17 protein-coding genes are annotated in these 18,835 nt (G+C 39.0%); 3 read left to right on the plus strand and 14 right to left on the minus strand.

Going from position 1 to position 18,835, the window contains the following annotated elements:
- Positions 1–281: 281 nt before the first annotated feature.
- Entirely contained in the window at positions 282–1,772 is a 1,491-nt protein-coding gene (yjeM, locus tag ACVPPQ_RS02925; protein ID WP_025082680.1) for a glutamate/gamma-aminobutyrate family transporter YjeM, read from the minus strand.
- Positions 1,773–2,039: 267 nt separating this feature from the next.
- Here yjeM and guaD point away from each other — a divergent pair, with 267 nt between their 5' ends.
- Entirely contained in the window at positions 2,040–3,389 is a 1,350-nt protein-coding gene (guaD, locus tag ACVPPQ_RS02930) for a guanine deaminase (protein ID WP_463496325.1), read from the plus strand.
- A complete protein-coding gene (locus ACVPPQ_RS02935) occupies positions 3,373–4,704 on the plus strand; it encodes a uracil-xanthine permease family protein (RefSeq protein ID WP_463495589.1) in 1,332 nt (443 codons plus the stop codon). Before guaD ends, ACVPPQ_RS02935 begins: the two co-directional genes overlap by 17 nt.
- A gap of 107 nt (positions 4,705–4,811) precedes the next feature.
- On the opposite strand, the gene ACVPPQ_RS02940 is transcribed toward ACVPPQ_RS02935, so the two are convergent.
- The 10 genes from ACVPPQ_RS02940 to ACVPPQ_RS02985 all read right to left on the minus strand — a co-directional run bounded on the left by ACVPPQ_RS02940 (position 4,812) and on the right by ACVPPQ_RS02985 (position 12,759).
- Complete coding sequence (locus ACVPPQ_RS02940; protein WP_463496327.1) at positions 4,812–5,525, minus strand: class II aldolase/adducin family protein; 714 nt, start codon at positions 5,523–5,525, stop codon at positions 4,812–4,814.
- A 45-nt stretch (positions 5,526–5,570) separates the two neighbouring features.
- Entirely contained in the window at positions 5,571–5,816 is a 246-nt protein-coding gene (locus ACVPPQ_RS02945; protein ID WP_463495590.1) for a hypothetical protein, read from the minus strand.
- A gap of 5 nt (positions 5,817–5,821) precedes the next feature.
- Complete coding sequence (locus ACVPPQ_RS02950) at positions 5,822–7,300, minus strand: PTS galactitol transporter subunit IIC (RefSeq protein WP_463495591.1); 1,479 nt, start codon at positions 7,298–7,300, stop codon at positions 5,822–5,824.
- A gap of 36 nt (positions 7,301–7,336) precedes the next feature.
- Positions 7,337–7,654 carry a PTS sugar transporter subunit IIB gene (locus tag ACVPPQ_RS02955; protein WP_463495592.1) on the minus strand — a complete coding sequence of 106 codons (318 nt, stop codon included), beginning with the start codon at positions 7,652–7,654 and terminating at the stop codon, positions 7,337–7,339.
- Positions 7,655–7,676: 22 nt separating this feature from the next.
- Positions 7,677–8,144, minus strand: coding sequence for a PTS sugar transporter subunit IIA (locus ACVPPQ_RS02960; RefSeq protein WP_463495593.1), 468 nt, complete (start codon positions 8,142–8,144; stop codon positions 7,677–7,679).
- Between the two features lie 170 nt (positions 8,145–8,314).
- Positions 8,315–9,070: a DeoR/GlpR family DNA-binding transcription regulator gene (locus tag ACVPPQ_RS02965; RefSeq protein WP_463495594.1), complete on the minus strand. Its 756-nt coding sequence runs from the start codon at positions 9,068–9,070 to the stop codon at positions 8,315–8,317.
- 334 nt (positions 9,071–9,404) lie between these two features.
- Positions 9,405–10,106, minus strand: a complete 702-nt coding sequence (locus tag ACVPPQ_RS02970; protein ID WP_463495596.1) for an MgtC/SapB family protein — start codon at positions 10,104–10,106, stop codon at positions 9,405–9,407.
- A gap of 84 nt (positions 10,107–10,190) precedes the next feature.
- Positions 10,191–10,418, minus strand: coding sequence for a CsbD family protein (locus ACVPPQ_RS02975; protein ID WP_463495598.1), 228 nt, complete (start codon positions 10,416–10,418; stop codon positions 10,191–10,193).
- A gap of 166 nt (positions 10,419–10,584) precedes the next feature.
- Entirely contained in the window at positions 10,585–11,346 is a 762-nt protein-coding gene (locus ACVPPQ_RS02980) for a MurR/RpiR family transcriptional regulator (protein WP_463495600.1), read from the minus strand.
- Between the two features lie 84 nt (positions 11,347–11,430).
- Entirely contained in the window at positions 11,431–12,759 is a 1,329-nt protein-coding gene (locus ACVPPQ_RS02985) for a PTS sugar transporter subunit IIC (RefSeq protein ID WP_463495601.1), read from the minus strand.
- 142 nt (positions 12,760–12,901) lie between these two features.
- Between ACVPPQ_RS02985 and ACVPPQ_RS02990 the strand changes: the two genes are divergently transcribed.
- Entirely contained in the window at positions 12,902–14,116 is a 1,215-nt protein-coding gene (locus ACVPPQ_RS02990) for a hypothetical protein (RefSeq protein WP_463495603.1), read from the plus strand.
- Between the two features lie 546 nt (positions 14,117–14,662).
- Here ACVPPQ_RS02990 and ACVPPQ_RS02995 read toward each other — a convergent pair.
- The 3 genes from ACVPPQ_RS02995 to ACVPPQ_RS03005 form a co-directional block, all read right to left on the minus strand.
- On the minus strand, positions 14,663–14,833 hold the full coding sequence (locus tag ACVPPQ_RS02995) for a glycosyltransferase family A protein (RefSeq protein ID WP_463496328.1): 171 nt from the start codon (positions 14,831–14,833) through the stop codon (positions 14,663–14,665).
- 611 nt (positions 14,834–15,444) lie between these two features.
- On the minus strand, positions 15,445–16,905 hold the full coding sequence (locus ACVPPQ_RS03000) for a glycoside hydrolase family 1 protein (protein ID WP_463495605.1): 1,461 nt from the start codon (positions 16,903–16,905) through the stop codon (positions 15,445–15,447).
- Between the two features lie 14 nt (positions 16,906–16,919).
- The gene (locus tag ACVPPQ_RS03005) at positions 16,920–18,803 is read right to left on the minus strand and encodes a beta-glucoside-specific PTS transporter subunit IIABC (protein WP_463495607.1); all 1,884 of its coding nucleotides are present in this window, start codon (positions 18,801–18,803) and stop codon (positions 16,920–16,922) included.
- Positions 18,804–18,835: the final 32 nt, after the last annotated feature.

Below are 18,835 nucleotides of genomic sequence, written 5' to 3' on the forward strand. Positions count from 1 at the left end.
TAGTCGTTTACAGCAAAAGTTGCAGACAGCATCTTTTTTGACTCATCATATTCTCATATTGGCACTGATTAGCCGGTCGCCTTTAAAATCCTGATAATTCTTGAGCCACCATATTAACAGTATTTACCATGATTTAAAATCGACAGACACACTCAGTCTTAAATGCAACTATTTCGTTACCTAAATTAAAATTAAATGAGCTTTTTAATTATTTTCACGGAATACATCAAAAAAGGCCCCGAGTCAGTTAAACTGACTCGGAGCCTTGATACTCGGCTTAATTAGGCCGTTTTATTTTTTTGTTGGTAACGATGATACAAGCCCATTGCTAGAATGGCAAAGACGATTGGTCCAATCACCATCCAGAAGGCATCCATGTATTGGCCTTCAATGATTGGTTGAATAATCGTGAAAGCAATCCCGAAGACTAAGACTAAATCGACAACCACGGTGACCGCTTTAACTGCCAGTGGTGTTTTAAAGAAAACGTATGGCCGATCTAAATCTTGCCGCGCCTTGAAATACGGAAAGGCCGTGACTAAGAATAAATAGGGTAATGACGTTGAAACATTCGCCATCAGCGTTAATACGTTATAGAAATCACCGGCAGCTTTCCCGCCAAATGAAATGACTGCGATTAAAAGACAAACCAAAGCGGCTTGGCCCCACATCGCTTTTTCAGGCATCCCATTTTTATTGACATCCGCAAAACCATTAGGCCATAATTTTTTAGGTGTTCCTAGTACAAATGATTTCAATGGTGAATAAATTAAAACCGCAAAAGCGCCTAGATAACTAACAAACATAATTAAACCAGTTACTCGTGCAAAAATTGTTCCGATTTCAAGTGCCACACTTTGGCTCATTCCAAAAGCGTGTCCAAATTGGAACCCTAAATTCTGCATCAAAACGTACGTGATATTTCCTAAATTGGCTTTGTTGCCACTTAATATTTGTTGCCAGTTGGTTGAAATGCCCCACATGAAGATGGCCACAGCGTAAATTAACGTAATCATTGCAGTGGCAATTAATAACCCTTTCGGGAAAGTTTTTTCAGGTTGATCCATACTATCCGTGACGCCACCCATGGTTTCCATCCCTGCATAAGCAAAAATTGAAAAGACGACGAATGATAACATCCCGATTGGTGATTGATAACTGGCCATCGGACTCTTCACAAATGTTGTCACACCATGAATCGGTTCCGCTAAATGGAACCCGTTTTTAAATAGAATTGCTAAGCTAATGACTAAGAAGGCCGCAAATAAAAAGGCAACCGCCCCACCACTAAACGAAGCAAATTTTTGAATTTTATCAATCCCACGACTCGATAGGAAAGTTAAAACTAAAATCCAGATGATCCCCAATACCCCAACAACTTGGGTACCGGTCATACCAATAAAGTGCCAGCTAGCGGTTTGATCTGAACCTTGCAAGAAGGTTGAAAACGGAATCCACACCTTAACGGCGGTTGAAACCATCCAAACAATCCAAGATGCTAACCAGATAAAAGTCCCGATAAAGGCGGCTTTTTCACCGATTGACTCTTCTAACCATGAATATAGTCCCCCACGCGCTTCCTTTAAAGAAGAACCAAATTCAGCAAACATTAATGAAGTCGGTAAGAAGAAGAAGATGGCTGCTAGAATATACCAGATGATACTGGCATACCCCATCATGTAGAAGGCCACCGTCGTGTTTGCAAAACCAAAAATTGACCCAAAAATCATTAAGATTAGTCCAGTGACGTTAATTTTTTTTGATTTTTCCATTATATACAGTCCCTTTCTGATTTGTTTATCGCTGTCAATATACAATTTATTCGGTATATTGTCAACGTTTTCTGAATTGATAGCGCTGTATCGGATTGAAATATGCAAATATCTATCATTTCATGCACTTCACTATTAACAACGTATTCTCAGAAAACGGCGGTGCGTTCATCCTGAATAAAACACGAACATTATTTAGATACAAAAACAAAAAAGTTTGTGATATACTGATAACACAATTAACGGAAGGTGGTTTATCGTTTGGCTATTACATTAAAAGCGTCCTATTTTTCTGCAAATGCCCCGAATAACGTCGAATTTCACGAACAATCTTTAATTGAATTGATCGAAAACGGGCAAATTGGCCAAGTTATTCATCAATCAGATCCAGATTACCAGAAAACCCTAACAGCGGCCCAAACCACTGATCAATTAATCACCATAGCGCCTGGTCATTATTTATTACCAGGCTTCATCGATTTGCATAACCATGCACCGCAATGGCCGCAAGCCGGAATTGCACTTGATCGACCACTCAACGATTGGCTCAATCACTACACTTTCCCCTTAGAGGCCCGTTTTGCGGATTTAGATTATGCGACGGCCGTCTATCGCGACTTAGTTCATACCTTATTAACCAACGGTACCACTAGCGCCCTTTATTTTGGTTCTATCCATAATAATGCCAATTTAAAACTAGCCGAAATTTGCGCACAATTGGGCCAACGTGCTTTTATCGGGACCGTCGTCATGGATAATCCCGAACAAACACCCGCTAATTATCGTGACGCGAATTCAGCCACGGCGCTTAGTAAGACGCAAACCTTCATCCAGGCGATTCAAAATCTACATCCTGATCAATTGGTTCAACCGGTCATCACCCCGCGTTTCATTCCCAGTTGCCAAACCGAAACGCTAGCCCAATTAGGCCGTTTAGCACAGGAAACCCAACTACGGGTCCAAACGCATTGTAGTGAAAGTAATTGGGAACACCAATATGTTTTGGACCGATTCGGACAAACCGACAGTGTTGTCTTACAACAATTCGGTTTATTAAACCAACACGCCATCTTAGCGCATGCGACGCAACTAACCGCCACCGACCAACAATTAATTAAAGCCGAACAAGCAGCAATTGCCCATTGTCCGCTCTCTAACGCCTATTTCGGCAATGGCGTCTTCCCCACTAAACAATTATTAGACCAACAGTTAAAAATCGGTTTGGGGACCGATATCGCTGGCGGTTATAGTCCCAGTCTCTACACTAACTTGCAAACGGCCGTCACTGCTTCACAAATGCGTCAGGACGGTGTCGACGCCCGATTACCGGCTGACTCCCGTGGCGTTGCTGACAGCCGCATCACCACCGAAGAAGCTTTTTATCTTGCGACCGCTGGCGGCGCAGCTAGTTTAGCCATTAACGCTGGTCAAATTAAACCGGGGATGCTTGCTGATTTTCAAATTGTCCAAGCGGCGCCCCAATTCACAACCCTCACGCCAGCCGATCAATTGACCCATCTTTTATTCAACCACACCGCCCAACAAATCAAGGCCGTCTATGTGAACGGTCAATTAGTCCATCAAAAGGAGCAAAATTGGTATGACAACGCACAATAAACAATTAACAATCGGCCCCGATGAGTCGATTTCGAATCAAGAGGCTGGCTTACTCGGCCTACAACACGTTTTAGCGATGGATGTTTACGTGCCACCCGTCATTATTGCCGGTCTACTTGCCATGAGTATGGGCGCTAAAACTGGCTTAATTCAAGCCACTTTCTTAGCGGCCGGAATTGGCACGATTATTCAAACGAAATACTTCATGAAGATGCCCGTTTCACAAGGACCATCCTTTGTACCAATTGGGGCCATTGCCGGCGTTTATTTCGCCAGTGGCGCGGCCAATGGTGGGATGGCGACCGTCTTAGGAGCCTCGGTGATTGGTGCGTTAATTTTAATTCTATTAGGCTTAACCGGCTTATTTCAAAAAATCATCAATAGTCTGGTGCCCCAATTTGTCGGTGGCACAATCATCACCGTCGTTGGACTATCCTTGATGCCTTCCGCATTAGGCGATAACATTTTCAAAGCTTCCGGCAATGTCGGCGATAACCTGATTCTCGCGATTACGACGATTGCGATTCTGGTCGCTTGCGTCTCACTAGGCATCTATTTCCCCAAACTGCAAAAACTATTTAAAGTCAGTTCCATTATCATCGCATTGTTAGGCGGTACTTTACTCGCAACCTTAATGGGTAAGTTCGATTGGTCAAGCGTCCAGTCGGCTAGTTGGTTCAGCCTGCCCCATTTCACGATGCTCCACTACGGCATCCGCTTTTCCGGTTCCGCGATTCTAACCTTCGTTATTATCTACGCCGTCTTAATGACGGAAACCACCGGTACTTGGTTCGCAATGAGCGCCGTGACCGAAACACCAATTTCGAAGAAGCAATGGAACCACGGAATTATCGGCGAAGGCCTCAGCTGTTTAATCGCGGCCGTATTAGGGGGTTCACCGGTTACTGGTTACGCGACCAACGCCGGCATTGTCTCAATCACCGGTGTCGCAAGTAAGAAAGTCTTCATTTCAGCTGGTATCTGGTTTATTATCTTCGGCTTCTTCAATAAACTGGCCGCTTTCCTATCAGCGATTCCAGCACCCGTCATTGGCGGTATTTTCGCCATCATCTGTGCCACAATCATGCTCAACGGCCTCAACGTCTTACGAACCCGTCAACAAGAAGAACGGGACATGTACATTATCGGGATTCCGATTATCATCTGTATCGCCATCATCATTATGCCCCAATCACTCGTCAAAGCAACGCCACAAATCGTCCAATACCTACTCGGTTCACCGATTTCAATCTGTGCGATTGCCGCGATTGTCCTGAATTTAATCCTCCCAAAAGATCGCAAGATTACATTTTAAGTAAACAAAAGACCGTTTCAAAAACCAATTATCTGGTTTTCGAAACGGTCTTTTTATGGCTCTTTAAACAGCTACTAATATCATTATTCTCAACCCCAACCTTACAACTAATCTAGAAAAGCGGTAGTATCTTTCCCACATGATTGATAATTATTGATGATTCCTAACTTTTTAAAAACAGCTTGTTTATAGGCAACATCTGCATTCCATTCGACCGTTTCAAGCACCCGAGTAGCCGCATGTAAGTCAGTTTCAGTAATCAAAATCCCATGACTATTTAATAAAAAAATATTTTCTTCTGCAGCATCTCCCAGTTCAACTAAAGCATCATGCACCATCTCTGCCAAGGCTTTGGAACAAGCTTCCCGATATGGTAAACATTTAATTTTTCCTAACGGCATATTAACTGAAGTCACTTCAGTAACGTTGGGCATATCTTCACCAATCGTTGCCCAGAACATCGAACTTTCAGCATGAGAATGATAGACAACATTAATATTTGAATTAGCTTTGTAAGCCTCCTCGTGCATATTAATCTCACGCGTCAACTGTCCCTCACCAGCTAATTTTTTACCCGTTTCAAGATCAATGACTAAAATTTGTGCAGCCGATAATTTAGCAAACCAAGCTTCTGACATAAAGGTTGGCGTCATGATTAAATAATCATGCCCTGCTGAATAGGTCACACCATCATAAGTAAACGATTCCGTAGGTGTTAATTTAACTGAGATATTCCCCCCAGCAACATTTGTCATCTTACGATTAAACATTTCACGCGCAACCTCGGCTAAATCTCTACGTTCGATCTCAAATGGTAACATTTCAGCAGTTATAACTTTTGACAACATATTAAAACTTCCTTTCATTTATTTAGCTCTCTTCAATTTTTTAGATTCATATTTTAATTTTTCATAACGAACTTCTCGCTCAGCATCATATTGCGCAAAAATAATAGGATTACCCTTATAAGTAATTATCAATCCTAATACAATCGCCACCAAACACCCTTTTAAATTTCCCGCACTAACAACAGTAATTGTAAATATGATGTCTAATGCTAAGACTAGCAACCACATCATTTTTAAGCATCTATTTTTTTGTTCAACTGTCACTATTCTCACCTACGTTTCTTTGATATATCACTAAAATCGACACCATCAATATCACTAATTTTATATTCTTTAGATTCATTCGTTACTGGCTGGGCGGACCTTGTTTGTTCCACAACTACACCTACTGTGTCTGCTACAACGCTATATCGTTTACTTGGTATTGCAATCTTGTTCTGATCAATATACAACCACACAAACCCTGCCAACCATAGTAGTGACAAACAAATCGCCCACCACTGACCATTGAATGCCTGTGCAAAGAACAACCGGAAATCAGGACCTTCAAAAGTTGACCAAGATAATTGTTGACCCCCGGGTACTTTTACCGCGCCTGTTGTTTTGGCCAAATTTGTAATAATCGGCGCAAAATATGTTGCCCCATATAGAAAAATAGGTGTTGTTATAATCCCCAATGTTAACATCCGCCATAGATTCGCACCTGTTAACAATAATGCTGCGACCACAAATGAAAGATTAATAATCCCAGCAAATGGCAATACGGTATTACCTGGTAATAGCATTGCCATAATCAACATAATGGGAACCAATATAATGACAGTGACCCAAAGCTCATTGCGCCCCGCTAGGATGGGCCAGTCTAATCCAATATAAATTTCGCGACCATGAAAATGTTTTTTCATCATTGTATTCATAGCATCCGCAATTGGTGATAAAGCTTCCATGAATAACTTGGAAACCATCGGAAACAGTGTCATGGCAGTTGCAGCCTCAATCGCCAATTTTAAAGAACCTGAAACTGAATAACCGGCACCAAACCCCAATAGCATCCCGATAATAGCACCCATCACTGTGTTATCCCCAAAGATGCCAATTTTTTTCTGCAAAGCATTAGCATCTGCCGGTTTATTCATGATTGGAATAAAATCCAAAATTTTGTTTAAAGGTTGCAACAATACTGCAAATAATGTAATAAAATGGGGGACTGTTACCCCCGGCATCCCAGTTAAATCTTCAACATGTCGTTGCCACATATCACCGGCCTTTAATTCTAAGATAATTTGCAAACTAGCTACTATAAACCCAAACAAGGCATTTTTTGTGAAATATAAAACCACAACATATGTGAAAATCTTATTCCAAACATTCCACATATCAACATTCAATGTCTTCGTCATTTTAAAGGTCAACATCACAAAATTAATAGCAAGTAGCAATGGGAAGAATAGAAAGGCTGATTTATACGACCACGTAATCGCCGCAACACCTGTCCAACCAACATCAATAGCATTCAAACTTAAATGAAATAATTTCGACATGGCCTTAGCCGCTGGTGAAATCGAATCCATCATATAGTTAACGACTAAGGTCATTCCACTAAAAGCGACACCTAAGATCAAAGCCGCTTTAACAGCACGACTCAATTTCAAACGTGCAGCCATTGCGATTATAAACATAATTAGTGGGACAAAAACTGGTGCCCCTAAACCTAAAACATAGTTAACAACATCCTTCAAAATAGTCATACCGATATCCTCCTCATATTAGGAAAATGAGATTTCTTACTGCGCAGTCTTAAGTTGCATTAACGCATTTACGAAAGGCAAATAAGTCTTTTCCCCTTTTGCACCAGTTAAAATATCGACCCCATTGACATCTGGAATCCCCTTTGATTGACAGATCTCCTGAATTTCAGGTGTGGGCCTTGCTAACCAAACATAAATATCATAGTTTGATAACACACCTGATAACTGCTTAAAATCGGTTGCTTGTACATCTATCCCGGTTGCATGATGATCTTCTAAAAAAGTCTTCAAATTGGCAACTACGGTTTCTGAAGTTGCAACACCACTACCACAAGCTACGACCACTTTTAACATTATTCTCACACTCCTCATATCTTTAAAATTCAGTCGTTAATAATTGATACATCTTATCCGAATTCTCGATAGCCTTGAATTTATCAACGAATTTTTGGTTATTCATTAGTTGCATAAATCGCTGTAATAACTTAACCTGTAAATTTTGAGTTTCTTTAACGATTCCTAAAAAGAAAAAGGTTTGCGTCTGCTCATCTTCATTTAATCCCATCTGTAATACATGAATTGGACTATCTAGCTGAACAACAGCAATAAACGGTTCCTTAACATTAACTGGGTTAGCGTGTGGTAAAGCAATCGGCAAATACTCAGTTATCACGCCTGTCGGAAATTCGTCCTCACGGCTATTCAATGCCGCTAAAAAAGTTTCTTCAACATAACCCTCTTTTTCTAAAATTTGAGAAACCTGACTAAATAGATCCTGACGATTTTCAGCAGTTATTCCGTTCAAAATTAATTTCCGATCAAATAAGTCACCATACTCACTCATCGTAAAATCCTCCTTAAATTATTGAATTACTTTCCTCAAAATTGAATTAATAATATTTACTACATCAATAGATTAAACGCTTTCACCAGTGTTTTAAAGGCCCTGTGCAATTTTTGAAACTTCGTCAAAAATTGTACAAATATTCTTCATACTTATTCATCAATCAAACACTAATATAAGATTTCTATATTTAATTGGGACCATATTTCTACAAATTTTCTTGGTGGTTTCTCATCCGTGATAATAATATCGATTTGGTCATAGTCACATAATTTGTAATAACCTTTGATATCAAATTTAGAATGATCACATAGCAACACGATTCTATCACTGAACCTCATCATTTTCTTTTTAACACTCGCTTGCTCTTCACTGGACATAAAAACCCCATTTGTAGTGATTCCAGTACAAGACAAGAAATATAAATTACCTCGAAAATCATCTAAAAAATCTAAAACCTTATCACCTAGAATTGAACCTGCTCCTGGATGTAAACATCCACCTGGGACAAAAGTTCTTACTTTTTCAATACCGTCCAATTCGACCGCCAATCGTAGACCGTTTGTAATGATCACTAAATTATTTAATTTAGCAAAATAAGTAGCCAAAAATGATGCTGTACTACTTGAATCGACAAAAATAGCCTGATTATCTGTTAAAAAAGTGTTCGCTATTTCAGCAATATACCGCTTTTCAATTTCATTCTCTTGCTCCCTAAAAAGATAAGACAGCTCGATATTATCCGGTCGAACTAACTCAACACGTCCAAATTTTCTGATAACCTTACCCAATTCCTCCAATTCAATTAAATCCCGCCGCAATGTAGAATCGCTAACGTACAATATCTTTTGTAATTCGACAGTCGTCATAACTCTTCTGTGTTGTAACTCACTTAAAATCATATTCAATCGCTCATTTTTAAACATATCCACTTAACCTCCGGGTTTAATTTAATACTGGTTAACTCATCATCGAAACAATCAATCTCTTTTTAAATTAACTATCTGTAACATTTATAACGCACCTCCCTATAAATCAAATTTTTGCATCAAATATCCCCCAAAATATAGATTCGATAAATGCGTATGCCAAAAATTCACAAGACATTCGTCTAATATCATTATAAAATGTTAGGAATCTAATTTAAGCCCCATAGATAGGTACCCCATCCAATCCCGATTATTGATATAAAAATAGGCGTCATTATTTCTGTATACCAGAAATAATGACGCCTATTTTTATGTTAGTCTCTATATAGCCTTAAACACTGACCATTCGAATCGTCATAATATTCTTATTCATCGAGATATCTTCGACAATCTGCGAATATTTCATTTCCCGGGGAATTTCGATGCGATAAACGTTGGTGTAAATCGTATTATTTGCATCTTGGGTCACTGAAAAATTAACATCGCGCACTTGAATCTGGTGCGTCTCAAAATAATCCTGAATAAATTCTTTAGTGGCGACTTTATGTTTATATTTGATTTCGATTTTCTTCAACGTATTGATGTGAATAATCTTCTTCAAGAAAACAATCACGAAAATCACAAAAACTGAACTAATGACGGCAATCTGATAATACCCCATCCCAACGGCCAAACCAATACCGGCCGTCGCCCACAGTGAGGCTGCGGTGGTGAGTCCTTGAATCTTGTGGCGAGTGACAATAATTGTCCCAGCCCCCAAGAAACCAATCCCACTGACCACTTGCGCAATTAAACGCGCTTGATCAGATCGAATGACGGTCGCAATCGCCAAATGGCTCAACGCAAACTGGACGTTTTGCGCCGCGATTTCCTGTTGAATCATCGCAATCACACAAGCGCCCAAACAAACCAAGATATGCGTTCGCATCCCCGCGGGACGATTTTTATATTCGCGATCCGAACCGATAATCCCGGCAATCACGGTTGCTAAAGTGAGTCGAATTAAAATATGGACCGTTGTGACTTCAAACAAATGAATCCCCCCTATAACCTATCTAACACTAGTTTAGCACACAAAAAAGGCTGAGCGCGAACTCAGCCTAATAATACTAATTAATCAATCTTTACCGTCCACTTTATCAACTAGCTTATTGAAAACATCAGTAACTTTATCTTTTAATTCACCGGTCTTTTCTTTAATCGTATCACCTAAATCGTCCGCTTTTTCAGAAGCTTTGCCTTTGATTTCTTCGGCTTTGCCCTTGGCTTCCAACTGTTCGTTATCAGTCACCTTGCCCACAGTTTCTTGCACTTTGCCTTTAATCTGATCAGTTTTATCTGTCATCTGTAAAACCTCACTTTCTTCTGATTAGTTCAATCGTAGCAAGTTGAAGTAAGCAGGGTCAAAAAAGGTGCTCAATAAAGGTACCCATCTTCAATTTTGTATGATAACCTCATGCTACAAAAAAACGCAAAGCGAGTTCGCACTTTACGTTGATTTATTCATTAAATTAAGTTGTTGCATAATAATATGAAATAACTTCCGCAAAACTATACAGAATCGTCCGATTATCAATTTGGTGTGGCGTATTCTCTAAGTCGTTGATATGAGTAGTTGGCAGAATTAATGAAGTCGTTGCTAACTTAATTAAGGCTGTTTCAGGATTCATCGTGATTAGAAAAGTAGGACTCCCTTTACGTTTAGCCGTTGTCATTAACCTTTGATAACTGGTTGTAGAACCAGTAACGGAAAATATAATTAATAAATCTTTGGCAGTCATGGCAGTCTCTAGATACTCAATCTTAATTCGGTCCGAGACGGCCTCAATAAAGCGTTCTTCTGAGTACATCGAATAGACTAACTGCTCAGCAGATAGCGCCGAATTCCCGATACCAATCGCTTTGATGGAACTATGTTGATGCATCGCTTTAACCAGTTTGAGTAACGGTTCTTCTAAATCCATCTGTTCTAAAATATTAAACGTTTGGACATAACTATGCATCATTCGTTGCAGTCGTGTCTCTACTGACGACGGCGTCTTCTTAGTTTGAATTAGTTTGGCGATATCCAGTTTGAATTCTGGATAGCCTTGATAACCTACTTTTTTTACAAATCGTTGGATAGACGCGACTGATACTCCGTATTCCTTAGCGGCCTCTTGAATAGAAAGGACCATCCCGGCCTGTGGATTTGCAAGTATTGATTGGTAAATACGCCGTTCGGTCTTGGTTAAAGTCATATAATATATACCGATACGATCTTCTAAATCCATTGAATGGTCACCACTTTTCTCTTATTTATATCATTATAACATTAAAAAACCACAATTTTTAATTGTGGCTTTTTACGTATGTTACTATTCCGCGCTTGCGATTTCTGCTTCATCTTCTTTAATGATTTGACGATCATACGCAATCATAAATGGTGCGACAATCACAAAATCAATAATAAAGATGACACCCCAAACAACTAACGCATGCCAGTCTAAGGTGGAAATAACAGCATATAATGGTGCCGGTAACGTCCATGGCACACTCATCGCCGTTTTACTCATAAAACCAAGAGTCGTAGCATAATACGCAATCGGCAAGTCAATTAATAAACAGATAAAGCTTGGAATGAACGTGAATAAATTCATAACAGTTGGAATCCCAAACACTTGTGGTTCGTTGATATTAAAGATACTTGCGGGCCAAGCTAATCTTGATAATGATTTCAGTCGAATCGATTTAGCAAACACTAGCATACTGACTAAAATAGCTATATAGACTGCCGCTTCCCCAAAAATAAAGGTAAAATTACCAACAAAAATATTGGTTAACGGTTCATGTGCTGCATACTCCTGTAAATTTTGAATCAAGCCGGCAGTCCAAATTGGAGTGGTGACGGCACTAATCATATTATCACCGTGAATCCCGAAGAACCAAAAGATTAAAGCAAGTTCAGCAAGCACCATCATTGATAGTAACGATGCGCCGGCATGCATGATGGGTTGGAAAATCGCAAAGATGAAGGTCCCGATATTGGTGCCAAAATAACCCATAATACCATTGATGCCACCAAATAATAATAAATTGACGATTAACGGAATCAATACTTCGAAGGGTGCTGCAACAGCTGGTGGCACTTGCTTTGGCATCCGAATCGCAATCTTATGCTTGATTAAGAACCGATTGACTTCAATCACTGCGAGTCCAAGAATGATGGCAGAAAACATTGAATTTGAACCCAGTAAGGTTGTATCAATTCTTAACACCTTTTGAACGGTAGTTGGTGGCGCAACCACTGCCAAGAAAGTCATTAAAGCAACTAATGAATTCGGGAAAGCAGCCATATTATACGTTTTGGCTAATTGATAAGAAACACCGAGTACGACATATAATGAAATCACACCAATTGATAAATTAAATGGAACCGTTAAAACATCATAATTGGTTTGCGCCCAGTGCATCCACATTAGGAGAAATTTATAAAATAGATTAGTTGGTTGGACCAACTGTGTATTAACTGGCGGATTTGCAATCATTAGTGCAATCCCACCGACAATCGTATAAGGTACTAAATTCGTTAAACCATCACGTAATGCCGATAAATGACGCTGATTAGAAATTCGATTAGCAACGGGAACAATTTTAGCTTCCATGAATTTCTGAACTTTTTTAAAGAAGCGGTTCATTTTTTGCATTCATCATACCTCCAAAATTTATTGAAAACCTTTGCATAACTTATTATATTCCTTTTGATATAAATATCAATAATATTTTTAAGTTTGATATTTATATCAAAAGGAATATAATAGTGAGTAGTTAAACAAAGGAGAATTCGTTATGCGCGTTGGAACAAATTATCAAGTCATCAATCCACCAATGGGTTGCCAAATGGAAGGTTATGAAAGTCGCTTTGCCACAGGACAACACGATGACCTCACCGCGTCCGTTATCTATCTTGAAGATACGCCTCAACAAATACTGCTGATTGCACTTGATCTAGTCGCTATCCCGGCCTACCGTGTTGATCGTCTCAAACGACTAATCGTTGAAAAGACAACTGTTCAAGCTAAATCAATTATTATTGCCGCTGTTCACAGCCATTCCGGTCCAACCGTCACTGATTTGCTACTAGACATGCCGCAAATTGATGAATCCTATTGGCACCAAATAACATTAAAAGTCATTCAGTCCGTCCAGCTAGCCATTGAGCACACGCAGATTGGCCATGCCAAACTGCGGTCTAGCCAGATTCCAACTGGTATCTACGCGAATCGTAATCAGATTGATGCACCTTATAACGGTCAATTACTGCGTTTGGTCGTTTTTGATGACCAAAATCGGTTATTCGCTTCTTTGTTGCTCCTTGGCAGTCACCCCACAGTTATGAATGCTGATAATACCTTGTTATCTGCCGATTTAGTTGCAGCAATTAGAAGCCGCTATCAATCCATATTTGGGATTCGACCAGTCATCATGTTGACCGATTGCGGGGATACCAGTACCCGTTTTACACGTCGCGAGAGTACTTTTTCTGAGACTACCCGGCTCGGCGATCAAATCGTCAACGCATTAAAAAAAGATGATTGGCAGCTTCCTATTTCGATTAGTCATCTCCAAATTAAAAATATTGAAATGGCTTGCGACTACGATCCTATTACAAATTCGCAAGCTGATGTGCTCTGGCACCAAATCAACCAGCAAGTCAAAACGGCCACAAATGACCATCGAACATCATTAACTGGTTTTTTAAACACGTACACCCATATCCGTTACTATGGCCATACCCATTTCAAAACAACCGCTTGGCTTTTTGAAACGCCTGACTTTCGAATTGTTACTTACCCTGGGGAGCTAGTCAATGCATTGGGGACGCGCATCCGCAATGCTGACAACAAACCAACAGTCTTAATTACGTTAGCGAATGACTACCGTGGTTATTCTGTTAATCAGGAAGTGTTTGGTCAATACTTCGAATCTTATAACAGTGTTCTGTTAGCAGGGATGGCTGATCAGTTCGTCGATGACATCGTCGCAGTCGAAAAAGCCAAATGATACTTTAATTAATCACATAACAAGGCGCGAGATGTCTTCACACCTCACGCCTTTGTTAGTCCGTATTATAGTTTAACGTTTACTTTTCTCTTGCATGTGCTACTTATTTTCTGAATCTAACATCTTATAAATCTTGACATCAAATGTTATATTTTCTTTTGCGCTAATTAATGAATTAATTTTAGCCATAATGTCATCTAGCGTTAGGCTTTGACTTTTTAAAAATAGTCGTTGGGTCATTAAGCTACGGTGTTTTAAACCCGCTACGATTACTTTACTATCTTTCCTAAAATAACAAAATTGCCTAGTGTTCGTAAATAACCCATTGGAGAGCTTATTTCAATTCCTTTCGCTAGCATACTCCCCCCAATTCTAAATCAGAATAATGACAGGTTTTATTCTCAAAATTAATTATCGTATCTATACTTATAAACCGAATCAAAAGTCGCTTCACTATTCACAAAAATATTATTTTTCAATAAATCAACCGCTGTCAGATATTTAACACCGCTAACATATTTGTTTTCGTTAATATATTGATTATCTTTAAAATGTTCGTTTAATTGTTGAATCAATTGACTTTTGAATCCCAAAATTTCTAGATAATCCCTGCCCACTATTTTCTTTGTAAAAATATCTAAATATATTTCCAAATTGATTGACATAACGATTAACTATCTCTTGCGTTTTATCAGTACTGCCATCATCAGCAATAATTACCTCGTAATTAACGGCCGTTTTTTTGCGCCAATAGTACTTTCAAACAACGTTCAATATATTTTTCTTCGTTAGGCATCAATTTTTCGAGTTTATTGGTCATTAAATCTATACTCAGAATTCTGCAATCCGTATTTATGCCAAGTAAATCTTTTATACCTTCGACACACGTACTGAACTAGCAACAGCAACTACGATAGTCTCATTATTTAAAACAGATCTATGTATATCTTTATAATATTTCGTCTCATAAATGGGTCACTTTTCCACATGCATTGCAGTCCTAATCCTACGTAATGTACACAAAGTATGCCCCCTATAAGAAACTACCTCGATGATACATCATTGAACTTTTTCGACTTTCTTTTAAAAAATACCACGGATTTTATTGAACAGCTTGAAACACATCTCAACTGGTTTAATACCAAAAGGATTAATCAAAAAAAGGCAAGGCCGTATAGAATACGACGACTTACCTTAGAATAAAATATTGATATCTACCATTTTTAAAGCCATCAAAAAACCACACAATATAAATCATGTGGTTTTCTAACACTCTTACTAACCAAACTATCTTGATAATGACTTCAATTTATCTTGCCATTTTTTACTTAAAGTTTGCTACCATTCGTTTTAATAACCTCTTGATACCAATCAAAACTGTCCTTTTTATAACGTTTTAAGGTGCCATTACCAGCGTCATCTTGATCAACGTAGATAAAGCCATAACGTTTACTCATTTCAGAGGTTGAAGCACTAATTAGATCAATACAGCCCCACATTGTGTAGCCCATCAAATCAACACCGTCCATCACGGCCTCCTTCATTTGAATAATGTGTTCATGTAGATATTTAATCCGATAATCATCATGTACTTTACCATCAGATTCTAGTTTATCGGCTGCCCCTAAGCCATTTTCAACAATTAACAGTGGCACTCGATAACGATTCCACATTTCGTTTAAAGTGACTCTTAGTCCAATCGGATCAATCTGCCAGCCCCATTCACTTGTTTCTAGGTAAGGATTCTTTTCACCGTTCAACATATTACCGACTGATTTATCACCAACATTATTCGCGGAAGTGACGGTTGACATATAGTAGCTAAAACTAATAAAATCGACCGTCCCGGCTTTAATAATGGCCTCATCGTCCGGTTGCATATCAAGTATCACTCCGTGTTCTTTAAGGTAGCGATTCATATATTCAGGGTATTCGCCTCGTACTTGAACATCCGTAAAAAATAAATTCAAATTATCATTCTCTTGCGCAGCTCGAATGTCCGTCGGATTAGGCGTTAATGGATAAGTTTGCATTCTAGCAAGCATGTTGCCTATCTTAAATTCTGGATTAATTTTTTTGCCTATCTGAACCGCTAATGCGCTTGCAACGAACTGATGATGCAACGCCTGATATCGAACTTGCAATTGTTCTTTTTCAGATAATGAACTATCAATCGCGCCGGTTCCCATAAAGCCAAAAATACTCGCATTAATTTCATTAAACGTCAGCCAATACTTAACCTTATTGCGATACCGTTTAAAGACAACCTCTGTATAATGGGTGAAATTGGCAATCGTATCACGACTTTCCCAACCATTTTGCTTAATCGTTAACGCTAATGGCATTTCATAATGCGACAACGTTACAATTGGTTCAATATCATATTTAGCGAGTTCATCAAAGACACGATCATAGAATGCTAGTCCCTCCGCATTGGGCTCTGTTTCATCCCCATTAGGAAAAATACGTGACCAGGCCAGCGACATCCGATAAGCCTTAAAGCCCATTTCCGCGAATAACTTAATATCTTCTTGATAATGATGATAAAAATCAACACCGCGCCGTTTAGGATAGTTGGCTGTTGTTGAATCAGCCATCGCCTGCTCGATTGATTCTTTTGTCACCTCATTAAACGTTAAATCCATTCGGTCCTCAGCTTTGCGAATCACCTCAGCAGTTGTGATGCCTTTGCCATCAACATGCCATGCACCTTCAACTTGATTAGCTGCTGTTGCTCCGCCCCATAAGAAATCATTTTTAAATCCTTTTGGATAGTCTGTTTGATACATAATTACATCTCCTTTTATTTAATGCCAACTAATAATTGTTCCTCTGGAAAAATTAAGCCAGATTCATTCATTGATAGTATGTCTAAAAAACTAGCCGTATTAGTCACAATCACCATGACTGTTGGATCGTAGCCAGCCGCCTTTATCTGTTCAAAATCAACAGTCATTATGGGTTGGCCCATTTTGATTTGATCACCGACTTTTATTTGTGGATGAAAATACTGGCCCTTTAATTCAACGGTATCAATGCCAATATGAATTAATAATTCTGTTCCATCATCACTCAAGATACCAATCGCATGTTTCGAATCTGGTAACATCATAATTTCGCCAGAGACTGGCGCAACAATTTGATTGTCTGCTGGAATAATCGCGATGCCCTTCCCCATAATACCTTGCGCAAACGTCGGATCTTTGACGCTAGATAGTCGTTCAACTTCCCCTTGTACAGGTGCATAAATTGAATTTTCAATTTTCTTATCATTGCTAACTTTTGGTGTTGCCTGTTCCGTTTCAAGATCTTCTTCGAATCCAAATATAATGGTTAATACAAAAGCAAGCACAAAACTCAACGCTAATCCTAATATGAGATAAACAACATTCATCGGATTGGTTTTACTAATAAATACTGGCAAGGCAGTCAACCCCGTTAAACCTGGCAGTGCAAAAGCCTTAACAACGAAGAACCCTACCACCCCGCCGGCCAAACCACCGGCAATCAAAGCGGCATAGAATGGTTTTTTAAACTTTAAATTAATCCCATACATCGCTGGTTCTGTGACCCCTAGCAATGCTGATAACCCTGAAGAGGTTGCTAACTGACGCGTTGCCTTATTCTTAGAACGAACAGCAACCGCAAATACTGATCCCGCTTGTGCCATGTTGGTCACAAAATTAAGTGGCATAATGGTGGCATCATAACCTAAAACATTAAAATTATTAATCACAATCGGTGCAAAGGCATAGTGCATCCCCGTCATAATAATCAATGGGAATGTTGCCCCTAAAATAATACCTGCCAACGGACCAGCATGAACAAATAACCAAGAAATCGCAACTGCAACAATATTCCCAGCATACGTTCCCAAAGGTCCTAATATAATCAAGGTTACAGGAACAACAATAAATAGCGTTAGCATTGGTGTAAACATCAATGTAATCGCACTTGGCATCCACTTCTTAACCCAGTTATAGACGTAGGTTAAAAACCAAGTTGCTAAAATGATTGGGATAACTGACGAAGTATAACTGATATATGGAATTGACAACGCTCCAAAAAGTTTTATGGCCGTTGGTCCACCCGTCGCTAAGGCACCAACGCCACTAATCATCGTTGGATACAACATTACGCCTGCCACACAGAGTGCTAGATATTCACTCGTTTTGAATTTTCTAGCAGCTGAAACGGCAATAAAGAACGGTAAGAAATAAAACACACTGTCTGAAATCATGTAGATAACTTGATACAGACCACTTTTATCTGATAACCAACCTAAAGTAATAATTAATGCTAATAACCCTTTAATTAAACCAGTCCCCGCTAACGCCGGAATAATTGGTGTAAAAATACCAGAAATAACATCCATTAATTTTGAAACAAGGCTTTCTTTAGACCCATTATTTTTTTGCTTCTCTGACGTTAAACTTATCTCCCCTAACTCTTGATCAACTTCTTCAAAAACCGCCCCAACATTGTTTCCAATAATGACTTGGAATTGATCGCCCGAAAATTGAGCCCCCATAACGCCATTAATTTTTTTGATTTCATCTATTGCGACAACATTTTTGTCATTTAAATTAAATCTTAATCTGGTGACACAGTGCCATGCATTCTCAACATTATTCTTACCACCAATATTTTTAATAACTTCATTGGCGATTATTTTATTCTTATCCATATCTTGATGTACTCCCTTCTTCTTTTAAAAAA

It is taken from the genome of Latilactobacillus parafuchuensis, assembly GCF_055271665.1.

What these genes read in the sequence shown, in the direction of transcription:
- yjeM (WP_025082680.1), bottom strand. Translation starts at nt 1,772, where the DNA reads ATGGAAAAATCAAAAAAAATTAACGTCACTGGACTAATCTTAATGATT.
- ACVPPQ_RS02935 (WP_463495589.1), top strand. Translation starts at nt 3,373, where the DNA reads ATGACAACGCACAATAAACAATTAACAATCGGCCCCGATGAGTCGATT.
- ACVPPQ_RS02940 (WP_463496327.1), bottom strand. Translation starts at nt 5,525, where the DNA reads ATGTTACCATTTGAGATCGAACGTAGAGATTTAGCCGAGGTTGCGCGT.
- ACVPPQ_RS02950 (WP_463495591.1), bottom strand. Translation starts at nt 7,300, where the DNA reads ATGACTATTTTGAAGGATGTTGTTAACTATGTTTTAGGTTTAGGGGCA.
- ACVPPQ_RS02955 (WP_463495592.1), bottom strand. Translation starts at nt 7,654, where the DNA reads ATGTTAAAAGTGGTCGTAGCTTGTGGTAGTGGTGTTGCAACTTCAGAA.
- ACVPPQ_RS02960 (WP_463495593.1), bottom strand. Translation starts at nt 8,144, where the DNA reads ATGAGTGAGTATGGTGACTTATTTGATCGGAAATTAATTTTGAACGGA.
- ACVPPQ_RS02965 (WP_463495594.1), bottom strand. Translation starts at nt 9,070, where the DNA reads ATGTTTAAAAATGAGCGATTGAATATGATTTTAAGTGAGTTACAACAC.
- ACVPPQ_RS02975 (WP_463495598.1), bottom strand. Translation starts at nt 10,418, where the DNA reads ATGACAGATAAAACTGATCAGATTAAAGGCAAAGTGCAAGAAACTGTG.
- ACVPPQ_RS02980 (WP_463495600.1), bottom strand. Translation starts at nt 11,346, where the DNA reads ATGGATTTAGAAGATCGTATCGGTATATATTATATGACTTTAACCAAG.
- ACVPPQ_RS02985 (WP_463495601.1), bottom strand. Translation starts at nt 12,759, where the DNA reads ATGCAAAAAATGAACCGCTTCTTTAAAAAAGTTCAGAAATTCATGGAA.
- ACVPPQ_RS02990 (WP_463495603.1), top strand. Translation starts at nt 12,902, where the DNA reads ATGCGCGTTGGAACAAATTATCAAGTCATCAATCCACCAATGGGTTGC.
- ACVPPQ_RS03000 (WP_463495605.1), bottom strand. Translation starts at nt 16,905, where the DNA reads ATGTATCAAACAGACTATCCAAAAGGATTTAAAAATGATTTCTTATGG.
- ACVPPQ_RS03005 (WP_463495607.1), bottom strand. Translation starts at nt 18,803, where the DNA reads ATGGATAAGAATAAAATAATCGCCAATGAAGTTATTAAAAATATTGGT.